The following is a 12360-nucleotide window of genomic DNA, read 5'->3' on the forward strand; positions in this document are numbered from 1 at the left end:
GAAAATCGGATCTCAGAAGCCGTCGATATTGCCGTTCGCCACCATGTCGGGCGTCATGTAACCGATGCCCGTGTCGATCCAGGACGGCGTTTCCACGCCCATGTTCTGAAGCATCAGCGCCACGGTGGACCATTCGCCGATCATGCGCGGGCGGGTGGCAATCGACAGATCGAGCACCCCGTCACGCATCAGTTCCTGAAGCTGCGGCACATCGTCGATGCCGACGAATTGCACCTCGCCGACACGCCCCGCTTCGCGCAGCGCCAGTCCGACGCCAACGGGACCCGCAGCATCCACCACGGCGATGGCGTCGAGATCGGCATTGGCCGCCAACATGCGCGAGGCTTCGGTCTGGGCCTTTTGCACATCGTCATAATCGAAGCCCTCGTCGACGATCTCGACATCCGGGTATTGCGCGAACAGGTCCTTGAGCGCGTCATAGCGGTCCGCATGGGCGGAGTTGGTCGGCACCCCGTGCAGGATCGCAATTTTGCCCTTGTTGTCGATACGCTTCAAAAGCTCCTCGCCCAAAATCCGCCCCTGATCGTAGAAGTCATTGGAGATATAGGTGAATTGCGAGCCCTGCGGCGCGGTCGAGACAAAAAGCACGACCGGGATGCCGCGATCACGGGCTTCGTTGAGGATCGGCATGCTGGCGTTCACGTCGATGGCGTCGATGGCGATGCCGTCGGGTTTGGTCGCGATGGCACGCTCCAAAAGCGTGTTTTGTTCGACCAGATCGGCCTGCGCCGGGGCTTGGTAATCGATGGTGATCTTGGTGCCAAGCTGGGCACTCAACTGTTCCGCCGAATCCGCCGCTGCATCATGAACGATGTCGAACCAAGCCTGCGCCAGGATCGGGATCATCACGAAGCGATATTCGTCCTTGATCTCAGGAACGGCGTCTTGGGCCGATACGCTTGTTGCGCCCAGCGTTGTGCCAAACACAATGCCACAGGCTGCGACCGAAAGGCCGCGCATAAGTTTTTTCATAGTTTCCTCCCATTGCGAGCATACCTCCACGCATGCTCAATTTCAGGCCCCTCTCCTCCAGAGAAACCAACTCCAAACCCGCGCCGGATCTGCGCGCCACTCACCGAGGCTCCTCTCCCCTGCGCGAGTCTTTGGCTTGTTATTTATTTCACAACTGTTATTTATATTATTTTAGCTGTCAAGACGCATTCTTCTACGCGTCTGCAACCACCCCGCCTATCAGCTTCTAAAGTGTTGGTCTTCGATGAGAACTTGCCCGGTAGGCCTCAAATTTTCATTGCGAATTGATCCACGCGAACACGTTGCCCTGCCGATTTCAGTCGACGAGATATGGCGTGATCGGCAGGTGATTTTCGAGTGCCATTCGACATTGGGCATTATGTGACATGGATGACAATTCGCGAGATTTCCTGACGCTCGGGCCTGTCTCGCAACACCATCGGAAAGTATCTGCGCGAGGGCGCGGTCGCCCCGCAGTTCAGGACGCCGACACCGCTCAGCTATGCTGTCCTCGCCTTTCAGGCCGTCCAGAACGATCCCGATCGTCTCCTCGGCGGATGTCTTTGACGACCTTCTCACCGTGGCTTTGTTTGGTTCCGGTTTCCAAGACGGTCGCAGAAAACGCATCGGGTGACCGGTCGCAGCCCAACTCCGACATCCCAATGAGTTTTTGCAAAGGGCAGCTACCATACCGAAACTGACGCTCCTCATTTCAAACATACGACTCCAGCCTCACTTTTCTGGTTGACATGACCCAACCGAAATCAAACTATGCATCCACGTCAGGGGAGTCCCGCCCAAGGGACTGAGAGGCTGATTGACGGCGGCAAACCCGCCCGAGGTGACGCGACCCTTAGAACCTGACCCAGTTGACACTGGCGTAGGAAGACCGAAGGGCATCACACGCATCTCAAATATGGGGGCGGTCCTTTCGGGCCGCATGGCCCTATTGCGTTTGGACGCATCGGGCGGTGGCCCATGTCTGCTACCCGTTTCACTTGGGTCTCATCGTTTGAGGAGACCGAAATGAAAGACACGATCCCGACCATCACCACCGGTGCTTTGCCCGCCTCGCAGAAAATCTATGTGCATGGCGATCTGCATGAGCTGCGCGTGCCGCTGCGTGAAATCACTGTGACAGGCGAGGCCCCGCTTCGCGTTTATGACAGCTCCGGGCCCTATACCGATCCGGCGGCGGAGATCGACATTGCCAAGGGCCTGCCCGATGTACGCGGCGGTTGGCAACATCAGCGTGGCGACATCGAAGCTTATGAGGGCCGTGCGGTGACCGAGGCCGACAACGGCTTTGCCACCGGCGAACGTCTGACGCCCGCCTTCCCGCATCAACGCGCGCCCTTGCGTGCCGTGGGCGACCGCGCCGTGACCCAACTTGCCTATGCCAAGGCCGGGATCATCACGCCGGAGATGGAATTCGTCGCGATCCGCGAGAACGAGGGCCGTCTGTCGGGTGCGAAGACGGATGGCGAAGGCTTCGGGGCCACTCTGCCCGAACTGGTCACGCCGGAATTCGTGCGTCAAGAGATCGCCGAAGGCCGCGCCATCATCCCTGCCAACATCAACCACCGCGAATTGGAACCGATGATCATCGGGCGCAATTTCAAAGTGAAGATCAACGCCAACATCGGCAACTCCGCCGTCACCTCCTCGATGGAGGAAGAGGTGGAGAAAATGGTCTGGGCGATCCGCTGGGGCGGCGACACGGTGATGGACCTGTCGACGGGGCGCAACATCCACAACATCCGCGACTGGATCATCCGCAACGCGCCTGTGCCGATCGGGACCGTGCCGCTCTATCAGGCGCTTGAAAAGGTCGGCGGGATCGCCGAGGACCTGACCTGGGAAGTGTTCCGCGACACACTCATCGAACAGGCTGAACAGGGCGTCGATTACTTCACCATCCACGCGGGCGTGCGGCTTCATATGATCCCGATGACCGCCAAACGCGTCACCGGCATCGTCTCGCGCGGCGGCTCGATCATGGCGAAATGGTGCCTGCATCATCACCGCGAGAGCTTTCTCTACGAGCATTTCGACGAGATCTGCGACATTTGCCGCCGCTATGACGTGTCCTTTAGCCTTGGCGACGGGTTGCGCCCCGGCTCTATCGCCGACGCCAATGACGAGGCGCAATTTGCCGAGCTGCGCACGCTGGGTGAGCTGACCAAAATCGCTTGGGCAAAGGACTGTCAGGTGATGATCGAAGGCCCCGGTCACGTGCCGATGCACAAGATCAAGGAGAACATGGACGAGCAGCTCAAGCATTGCCACGAGGCGCCGTTCTACACGCTCGGACCGCTCACAACCGACATCGCGCCGGGCTATGACCATATCACCTCCGCCATCGGCGCGGCGATGATCGGCTGGTTCGGCACCGCGATGCTTTGCTACGTGACGCCCAAGGAACACCTTGGCCTGCCCGACCGCGACGATGTGAAAACCGGGGTGATCACCTACAAACTCGCCGCCCATGCCGCCGATCTCGCCAAGGGGCATCCGGGGGCACAGCTGCGCGACGATGCGCTGTCACGCGCGCGGTTCGAATTCCGCTGGGAGGATCAGTTCAACCTTGGCCTCGACCCCGACACGGCGCGCGAAATGCACGATGAGACCATGCCGAAAGAGGCGCATAAGGTGGCACATTTCTGTTCCATGTGCGGGCCGAAATTCTGTTCGATGCGGATTTCTCACGACATCCGCGCCGAAGCGGCGAAACAGGAGGGCATGGCATCCATGGCGGAGAAATTCCGCGAAGGCGGCGCGCTTTATATTCCGGCAGAGGAACAAGCACAGGAACCTGCGGAATGATTTCGGTGCATGGAACCGGCGTGGCGGGGCTTTGCGCCGCCACTGCGCTTATTGAGGCGGGGCATGAGGTCGAGGTGATCGAAGCCCAGGATGCCCCGCCCCCGGCCTCCCGCCTGGCGGGGGGCATGTTGGCCCCGTTCTGCGAAGGCGAAAGCGCGCCCGAGGTGATCGTCACGCGCGGTCAGGCCGCCATCGACTGGTGGGCCGCGCATGTCGATGTCACGCGGTACGGCACGCTTGTCGTCGCACCGCCCCGCGATGCGCAAGAGCTGGATCGCTTCGCCCGTGCCACCCGCGCGCATCGCTGGGTCAACCCCGGGGATCTCGAACCCGATCTCGAAGGCCGGTTTGCCCGTGGGTTGTTTTTCGACAATGAGGCGCATCTCGACCCAAGGGCGGCCCTTGCAACGCTCAAGGATCGCCTCGCAACGCAGGGGGTGATCTTTCGCGACGGCCCCCCAAAAGGGCGCGTGGTCGATTGTCGGGGCATGGCCTGCACCGGGGCACTCCCCGATCTGCGCGGTGTGCGGGGCGAGATGCTTGAGGTTTACACGCCCGAGGTCACGCTCTCGCGGCCTGTCCGCCTGCTCCATCCGCGCTTTCCCTGTTACATCGTCCCGCGTGGCGCGGGGCGCTTCATGATCGGGGCGACCATGATCGAAAGCAACCGCGCAGGCCCGATCACGGCGCGCGCCACGATGGAATTGCTCTCGGCGGCCTATAGTCTTCATCCGGCGTTTGCAGAGGCCGAGGTGATCGCCACCGGAGCAGGTCTCCGCCCCTCTTTCCCCGACAATATTCCGGCGATCCGTCGCATCGGCGACACGCTGCATCTCAACGGCATGTATCGCCACGGGTTTCTGATGGCCCCGGTTCTGGCGATGGAGCTTGCCACCCTTTTGACACGGGAGAACGCCCATGCGCATTGATCTGAACGGCCATCCCATCGAGACCGCCGCCGACACGCTCGCCGGACTGATCACGGAGCAGACGGTTGACGCGCAGTCTGTCGCCTCCGCCGTCGATGGGCAATTCGTGCCGCGTGACGCGCGTGACGCGTTCAAACTGAGTGCCGGAATGAAGGTCGAACTCCTCTCTCCGATGCAGGGGGGCTGAGACATGTTTTACGACATTCCTTTGAAAAACCGCCTGATGCTTGGCACGGCGCAATATCCCTCCCCCGAGATTTTGCGCGCGGCCATCGCTGCCTCCGGGACAGAAGTGATCACCGTCTCGCTGCGCCGCGAAGGCGCGGGGGGCGCGGATTTTCGTGCCATCCTCAAAGACAGCGGCTGTCGCATCCTGCCCAACACGGCGGGCTGTCATACCGTGCGTGAGGCGGTCACCACCGCCCATATGGCGCGTGAGCTGTTCGGGACCTCATGGATCAAACTCGAAGTGATCGGCCATGCCGATACTTTGCAACCCGACCCTTTCGCACTGGTCGAAGCCGCCCGCATTCTCTGTGCCGACGGGTTCGATGTGTTCCCTTATACGACCGAAGACCTGATCGTCGGTGAAAAGCTGATCGAGGCAGGATGTCGTGTGCTCATGCCTTGGGGCGCACCGATTGGGTCCGGTCAAGGGTTGCGCAACATCGAGGGGCTACGGAGCATGCGGGCGCATTTCCGCGATGTGCCTCTGGTGATCGACGCCGGGATCGGCGCACCCTCGCAGGCTGCGCAGGCGATGGAGATGGGGTTCGATGCCGTGCTCCTGAACACCGCAGTCGCCAAGGCCGTTGATCCCGTCGCGATGGCCGAAGCATTTTTGTACGCCATTGCCGCCGGGCATCAGGCCTATGATGCGGGCCTCATGCCACGCCGCGATATGGCTGAGGCCTCAACCCCCATCTTTGGCATGGCGGAGCTTTTAACATGACCCTCGATCCGTTTTATCTCATCGTCGGCCATGTCGGGCAGCTCGAATTGCTGGTCCCGCAGGGCGTGCGCCTCGTGCAACTTCGGATCAAGGATCAGCCGGAGGAGGAAGTGCATCGCCAAATCCGACGCGCCCGCGATTTCTGCGCGGTGCATCGCGCCCAGCTTGTGGTCAATGACCATTGGCAAATGGCGCTCGATCTCAACTGTTCCTTCGTCCATCTCGGGCAAGAGGACATGGACAGCGCCGATTTCCCCGCTTTGCGCCGCGCCGGTATCCGCTTTGGCCTCTCCACCCATGATGAGGCGGAGCTTGACCGTGCCCTCTCGCATGATCCGGCTTATGTCGCCTTGGGGCCGGTCTATCCGACGCTTCTGAAGAAAATGAAATGGGGGCCACAGGGGCTGGACCGGGTGCGGGCGTGGAAGAAAGCCGCCGGAGACACGCCGCTCGTGGGCATCGGCGGGTTGACGCCCGAACGCCTGCCCGGCCTGTTCGAAGCGGGGGCGGACAGCGCCGCCGTGGTGACCGACATTGCCACCGCGCCCGACCCCGAGGCCCGTTGCGCAGAGTGGATCAAAGCGACGCGGGAGTATGTCAGATGAACCGCTATGCCAGACAGATCAGCCTGCCGGAGATTGGCGCCGAAGGTCAGGCGCGTCTCACCGCAGCAAAGGTTCTGGTGGCTGGAGCTGGCGGGCTGGGGTCTGCGCTTTTGCCGCTCTTGGTCGGGGCTGGTGTGGGATCGATCACCCTCTATGATCCCGACGTGGTCGAGGTTCACAATCTGCATCGCCAAACGCTCTACCGCATGGACGACCTCGGCCAGCCCAAAGCGGAAATCGCCGCGCGACATCTGAAAGCGCTCAATCCCGACTGCCATGTGCAGGCAAACGTAGCGCGGCTCGATCCGGTCGCGGCACAGCGCGAAATCGACAGGGCCGATCTGGTGATCGATGCCGCCGATAGTTTTGCGGTGAGCTATGCGCTTTCCGACCTCTGTCAGACCGCCGTCAAACCTCTGGTGAGCGCGTCTGTGCTGGGGCGTCGGGGATATGTCGGCGGCTTTTGCGGCAAATCGCCCAGCCTGCGCGCCGTGTTCCCGGACCCTCCCGCCGTTGCCGCAAACTGCGCGACGGATGGGGTGATGGGCCCGGCTGTTGCCACTCTCGGCGCGATGCAGGCACAGATGGCCCTCTCGATCCTCTTGCATCACACGCCTTCGCCGCTGGGCAAGGTGCTGTCGGTCGACTTCGCGACCTGGCGCATCTCGCAATTCAGCTTTGACGGGGCACACGAACCCGACGAGATTTTCCCCAAGATCATCGCGCATGGGCAAATCGAAAAGGATGACCTTCTTGTCGATCTGCGGAAAAACGACGTTCTAGATCCGGCACAGCTAGGCCCCGACCCGGATCGGCGCGTGGTTTTCCTCTGTGCAAGCGGTCTGCGGGCATGGCGTGCGGCAAGAGATTTGGCGGATGACAGCGGCCATCGCCGGATCGTGATCTGTGCGGTGGGCGCATGACCGTGCGGGTGCTTCTGATCGGAGGAACGGATTCCAGCGGCGGGGCCGGTCTGGCCCGCGACATCGCCACGGTCGCGGGCATGGGGGCCGAGACCTGTGTCGCAGTGACGGCTGTCACAGCCCAAACAGATGCCTGCGTCAGCGCGGTCCAGATGATGTCACCCGAACTCGTTGCGGAACAAGTGAAGGGGGCTTCCGGCGTGGATGCGGTCAAGATCGGGATGCTCGGCTCCGCGCAGATTGTCTCCGCGGTGGCACAGAGCCTGCCCGCGGCTCCACTTGTGCTGGACCCTGTGCTCGCCTCGACCTCGGGGCGCGCATTACTTGACGGCGCGGGCATGGAGGCGCTTCTGACGGATCTCCTCCCGCGCACGACGCTTTTTACCCCCAATCTGCCGGAACTCCGGATGCTGTCCTCCCGGCTCGGGCTCAAGGATGAGTGCGATGAGGTCACATGCGCAGAGGCGCTCATGACCCGCGGTTGCAGAGCGGTTTTGGTGAAGGGAGGGCATGACGAGGCCGGAGCATTCTGCGAAGACAGGCTTTATATGCAGTCCGAAAAACGTCAGATTTTCCGCGGCCCCCGGTACGGCTTCTCGCTTCGGGGAACCGGATGTCAAATGGCCAGTGCCATCGCTGTCACACTTGGTCAGGGAGGTGATCTGCGCAGGGCGGTGAGCAAGGCCAGAAGCCTCGTTATGACGCGGTTTCGTCATGAATTATGACGGCCCTTTGCGGCCATTCGCTGGGTTGGGCTTCGCTGTAGATCGGCTTTCCCGATCCTGACATGCGTTGCCGCTTCAGACGTGAAGGGTCCGATGTGCTGATCCAATTTTGCCATGGCGACTTTGCGACCTTGGCGTGGCGGTCTTTGGTTTGATATGGGCGGTTCGGAAGAGCAATTGAAAGGACAGACCGATGATTCAGCCCGTTTCCTCGTTTAAGGAGAACCTTCAGAACCTGCCGTCCATTGACGGGATCGAAAGATTGGAGATGGTGGATGCCGCAGGCGATATGGTCGCGTCCATCGAGAACCAACCGGGCAAGCAAGGGTCCTTGGCGGTCTACCAATACCTGTTCGAGACCTATGGGGTTCTGAATGCCGAAGCTGCGGCACACGGGCTGGCTGTCTTTGCGGAACATACCGAGGACGCGCGAAACCGACCCGGCGCACATCCGAACATAGACCGCCTTTTCGAGATTCAAAACGGTGCTGCGTCCTTGACCATGCGGCTCATAGCGAAGTAACCACCTCGGCGGCCGCTGTGTAAGAACTGACCGGATTGAAGGCCCTGTCGCAAAATCGTTCAAATTCAGCAGTCCAGTGGCAGAAACAGTCTGTGCGGCTTCGAAAGCTGTGACCAAAACGCAGCACAAAACAGCGATTTCCTGAAACAGATCAACAAGTGCTTTCTCTCTTGTCCTCAAACGTGGATTTTGGCGACGCTTGAGAACCTCCGGTGTAAATGGCCTCACCGGTAAGATGTCGGTTTCGGGAAGATCCGGGTGCGCATTATGTGCACCCCCGTCGCAAGCAACTGGCCCAATGTCTGTGGCGTGATCGAAAGATTGCGTCGCCGTTGGGGTATGTTGTTTGTTCTTCATGCCCCAGTTTTATGGGGTAAAGAAAATGACCGCACGACGTTTTCTAAAACACATGTCACTGGCTTTGATTGCGCTCTGTTGCATCACAGCACTCACGGAGACAGCCAAGGCGCAGGCGACGGATACAACGCCGCCACGCATCCAATCGATCACCCGCTATGATCCTTCGGACGAATATACCAACGACACGGAACTTACATGGGAGATCACCTTCACCGAAGACATCTCTGACATAAACCTTTCTGATTTTAACGTCTTCACCACTCTTAGCAGTCTCGGTATTACATTTTATACTGCATCTCGCATTTCACCCAACGCTTATAGGTATATGGTAAGGTTTAGTTATCCGGAGGCCAACGGCACACGCTTTGTGCGGCTTGCTCCAAACAGCAGTGCCACGATCACCGACACGGCGGGCAACGCCATGACCGATTTCACAGTGATTGGTGCCGCTGAGCGCTACTACATTGACAATGTGGGCCCGACGATGTCGATCATCTCTTCATCCTCTTTCCCGACCAACAGTTCCGTGATCCCGCTCACCTTCACCTTTTCCGAAATCGTGACCGGTTTCGACGTGAGCGATCTGACCCTCAGCTCGGGCACCGGGTCGTTTTCGAATTTCAGCGGCAGCGGGTCGACCTATACCGCCGATCTGACCCTCAGCTCGACAGGTGCGTTTCAAGTCGCTGTTGGGGATGCCGCCGCTGTTGACCAGGTCGGCAATTCCGGGACCGGGGCAACGCTCAGCGGCACGCGCGATGTGACGGCGCCGAGCGCTGTGCTTTCCGCGATCCCCTCCGAGGTGAACGGCCCCTTCGATGTGACCGTGACCTTCGATGAGGACATGACCGGATTTGCGCTTGGCGATTTCACCGTTGTGAACGGCACGGCCTCGAACCTTCAAACCGTCTCGGCACAGGTCTACACGGCCACCGTGACGCCAGATGCCGACGGCACGGTCACCGTGTCGATCCCTGCAAGCGCGGCCACGGATGCGGCAGGCAATGGCAACACCGTCTCCAACACGGTGAGCACCACGGCGGATGTGACCCGTCCGACGGTGGCGCTCGATGTGCCGAGCGGTCTGGTGAACGCCCCCTTCACGCTGACGATGACCTTCTCCGAGGAGGTGAGCGCGGTGACTTTGGGCAATATTTCGGCCAGCAATGGCACGGCCTCGAATTTGCAGCAAACCAGCACGACCACATACACGGCGACGATCACGCCGACGGCGGACGGCACCGTGACGGTCAGTTTCGCCGAGAACCTCGTGACGGACGCGGCCGGTCTCGGCAATGAGGCGGCAACGGCCGTCAGCAACACCGCCGATCTGACCGACCCGACCCCGACGGTCAGTTTGATCGACAACGGTCCGGGCCAGCCTTACACGGCTTCGATCAGTTTCGACGAGGATGTGACCGGGTTCTCACTCGGCGGGATCACCGTGACGAACGGCGCCGCCTCTGACCTGCAAGCCGCCTCCGCGCAGCTCTATACGGCGACAATCACGCCCGACGCCGACGGCGCGGTCACCGTGTCTGTCCCCGCAAGTGTCGCGACCGATGCGGCGGGCAATGACAACATTGCCTCCAACACGGCAAGCGCCACGGCGGATATCACCCGCCCGACGGTGATGCTCGACATGCCGTCCGGTCTGGTGAACGCGCCCTTCACGCTGACGATCACCTTCTCCGAAGAGGTGACGGGGCTGGCCTTGGGCAACATTTCTGTCACCAATGGCGTGGCCTCCGACCTGCAACAATCCAGTGCGACCGTCTACACGGCGACGATCACGCCCGACACAGACGGCACCGTGACGGTCAATTTCGCCGAGAATGCCGTGACGGATCTGTCCGGTCTCGGCAACACGGCGGCAACGACCGTCACCAACACCGCCGATCTGACCGATCCGACGCCGACATTGACGGCAACCCCGGACTTTCCGGGAACGCCCTACACGGTGACAATCACCTTCGACGAGGATGTGACCGGTCTGGACCTGAGCGATTTCGTCACCACGAATGTCGATCTGGCCTCGCTCTCGGGCAGCGGCGACACCTACACAATGCAAGCCACGGGGACGGATTTCGCTCAGTCCATCCAGCTTGGTGCAAACACGGTGCTCGACGCGGCGGACAATACCAACGTCGCCTCGAATATCATCTCCGTCGTGCCCGACGGCGTTGCGCCGGGTCTGACAATCTCGGGCGTTCCGGGGACGATCACACGAGGCGAGACCTTCGTCGCGACCTTCACCTTCACCGAGAATGTCACCGGCTTCGAGGCGTCGGATGTGTCCCTCACCAACGCGACGATGGGCGCGCTCACGGGGAGCGGATCGGTCTATTCGGTCCCCATCACGCCGGACGATCGCGGCGATGTCACCATCTCGGTGGCGGACGGCGCCGCGCGTGACATGACGGGCGAGCTGTCCGTGGCGGCCTCGGCCATCGCGCAGCTCGACACCTCGGCGGAGCAAAGCGAAGCGATTGCGCAGTTTTTGCAAGCGCGTGCGCGCAGCCTGATCCAGAACCAGCCGGACGTCTCCCGTTTTGTCACCGGTCAGAATGAAGGCAATGCCTCCGTCAGCGTCTCGCGCGGTGGCGGTGAGTTCGCGCTCAGTTCCCGCGGAAACGGTCCGTTTTGGATGGCGGTGTCCGGGTCCTGGTCGGACAGCGACACCGAGGACATGAGCTACGGCCTCGCGTCTTTCGGCTACCACACGAAGCTGTCCTCGGGCGCAATCCTCGGCGCGATGGTGCAATATGACATGGCGGAACAGGAGGACTCGCAAGGCACCAAGGTTGAGGGCACCGGTTGGCTCGTCGGCCCGTATTTTGCCACGCAGATCGGCAATCATCCGTTCTTTGTCGATGGCCGACTGTTGTTCGGCGAGACCGACAACGACATTACCCTGTCCACCGGTCAAACCGGCAGCTTCACGGGGGACCGTATGCTGGCCTCATTGGGGGCACAGGGGCGTGTCGAGATGGACAAGGGCTGGACCCTCATTCCCAACCTGACCCTGAGCCATGTCAGCGATTCCCAGAACGCCTATGTCAGTGGCGGCACGGTCGTGCCTGAGCAAAAGGTGACCCTCACCGAGCTTGCCGCAGGCTTGGATTTCGAGGTGCCGATCTTTGTGCCCGAAGGCGATCTGATGCTCGATTTCGGGATTTCCGGGATCTATAGCCACACCAAAGGCAGCGGCGCCGCCAGCGCGTATATCACGGAAGAAGAAGGTCACCGTGGCCGCATGGACATCGGCCTGAGCTATGACAATGGACAGGGCGTCCGGACCTCCGGTTCTGCCTTTGTCGATGGTCTGGGCGGGGACACGGATGTGTCCAGCTACGGCCTGTCCTTCGAGGTTGCCTTCACCTTCTGATCGGGAATGCTCCGCAAGACGAAAAAACCAACGCCCGCTGACCTCTGGTTGGCGGGCGTGCTGATTTGTGATGCGCGGGCGTACAACCGCCTGACCGCAGCCCGATGCCGTCAGGGCCAGCTCGATCGTGTCACTC

The 12360-nt window shown here is 61.0% G+C and carries 10 protein-coding genes; 9 read left to right on the top strand and 1 reads right to left on the bottom strand.

Annotation, left to right across the window (positions count from 1 at the left end; genetic code table 11):
* Nucleotides 1-12: 12 nt before the first annotated feature.
* Nucleotides 13-993 carry a substrate-binding domain-containing protein gene (locus tag V1475_RS00205; protein WP_434290815.1) on the bottom strand — a complete coding sequence of 327 codons (981 nt, stop codon included), beginning with the start codon at nt 991-993 and terminating at the stop codon, nt 13-15.
* Between the two features lie 1026 nt (nt 994-2019).
* On the opposite strand from V1475_RS00205, the gene thiC reads away from it, so the two are divergent.
* From thiC to V1475_RS00250, 9 genes are all read left to right on the top strand, one after another.
* Nucleotides 2020-3819, top strand: a complete 1800-nt coding sequence (thiC, locus tag V1475_RS00210) for a phosphomethylpyrimidine synthase ThiC (protein WP_479411145.1) — start codon at nt 2020-2022, stop codon at nt 3817-3819.
* Entirely contained in the window at nt 3816-4748 is a 933-nt protein-coding gene (locus V1475_RS00215; RefSeq protein WP_479411146.1) for an FAD-dependent oxidoreductase, read from the top strand. Before thiC ends, V1475_RS00215 begins: the two co-directional genes overlap by 4 nt.
* Nucleotides 4738-4935, top strand: coding sequence for a sulfur carrier protein ThiS (gene thiS, locus V1475_RS00220; protein WP_434290810.1), 198 nt, complete (start codon nt 4738-4740; stop codon nt 4933-4935). The genes V1475_RS00215 and thiS overlap by 11 nt, the downstream gene beginning before the upstream one ends.
* A 3-nt stretch (nt 4936-4938) precedes the next feature.
* Entirely contained in the window at nt 4939-5700 is a 762-nt protein-coding gene (locus tag V1475_RS00225) for a thiazole synthase (protein ID WP_479411147.1), read from the top strand.
* Entirely contained in the window at nt 5697-6305 is a 609-nt protein-coding gene (locus V1475_RS00230) for a thiamine phosphate synthase (RefSeq protein WP_479411148.1), read from the top strand. Before V1475_RS00225 ends, V1475_RS00230 begins: the two co-directional genes overlap by 4 nt.
* A complete protein-coding gene (locus V1475_RS00235) occupies nt 6302-7228 on the top strand; it encodes a ThiF family adenylyltransferase (protein ID WP_479411149.1) in 927 nt (308 codons plus the stop codon). Before V1475_RS00230 ends, V1475_RS00235 begins: the two co-directional genes overlap by 4 nt.
* Nucleotides 7225-7953 carry a bifunctional hydroxymethylpyrimidine kinase/phosphomethylpyrimidine kinase gene (gene thiD / locus V1475_RS00240; RefSeq protein WP_479411150.1) on the top strand — a complete coding sequence of 243 codons (729 nt, stop codon included), beginning with the start codon at nt 7225-7227 and terminating at the stop codon, nt 7951-7953. Before V1475_RS00235 ends, thiD begins: the two co-directional genes overlap by 4 nt.
* A gap of 193 nt (nt 7954-8146) precedes the next feature.
* Nucleotides 8147-8476, top strand: coding sequence for a DUF2322 family protein (locus tag V1475_RS00245; protein ID WP_434290801.1), 330 nt, complete (start codon nt 8147-8149; stop codon nt 8474-8476).
* Between the two features lie 382 nt (nt 8477-8858).
* A complete protein-coding gene (locus V1475_RS00250; protein WP_479411151.1) occupies nt 8859-12224 on the top strand; it encodes an Ig-like domain-containing protein in 3366 nt (1121 codons plus the stop codon).
* Nucleotides 12225-12360: the final 136 nt, after the last annotated feature.

The organism is Celeribacter sp. SCSIO 80838 (assembly GCF_056498065.1).

Bases quoted from the DNA above. Each gene is read 5' to 3' on its own strand.
- V1475_RS00230 (WP_479411148.1), top strand. From the start codon at position 5,697: ATGACCCTCGATCCGTTTTATCTCATCGTCGGCCATGTCGGGCAGCTC.
- V1475_RS00250 (WP_479411151.1), top strand. From the start codon at position 8,859: ATGACCGCACGACGTTTTCTAAAACACATGTCACTGGCTTTGATTGCG.
- V1475_RS00215 (WP_479411146.1), top strand. From the start codon at position 3,816: ATGATTTCGGTGCATGGAACCGGCGTGGCGGGGCTTTGCGCCGCCACT.
- V1475_RS00205 (WP_434290815.1), bottom strand. From the start codon at position 993: ATGAAAAAACTTATGCGCGGCCTTTCGGTCGCAGCCTGTGGCATTGTG.
- V1475_RS00235 (WP_479411149.1), top strand. From the start codon at position 6,302: ATGAACCGCTATGCCAGACAGATCAGCCTGCCGGAGATTGGCGCCGAA.
- thiC (WP_479411145.1), top strand. From the start codon at position 2,020: ATGAAAGACACGATCCCGACCATCACCACCGGTGCTTTGCCCGCCTCG.
- thiS (WP_434290810.1), top strand. From the start codon at position 4,738: ATGCGCATTGATCTGAACGGCCATCCCATCGAGACCGCCGCCGACACG.
- V1475_RS00225 (WP_479411147.1), top strand. From the start codon at position 4,939: ATGTTTTACGACATTCCTTTGAAAAACCGCCTGATGCTTGGCACGGCG.
- V1475_RS00245 (WP_434290801.1), top strand. From the start codon at position 8,147: ATGATTCAGCCCGTTTCCTCGTTTAAGGAGAACCTTCAGAACCTGCCG.
- thiD (WP_479411150.1), top strand. From the start codon at position 7,225: ATGACCGTGCGGGTGCTTCTGATCGGAGGAACGGATTCCAGCGGCGGG.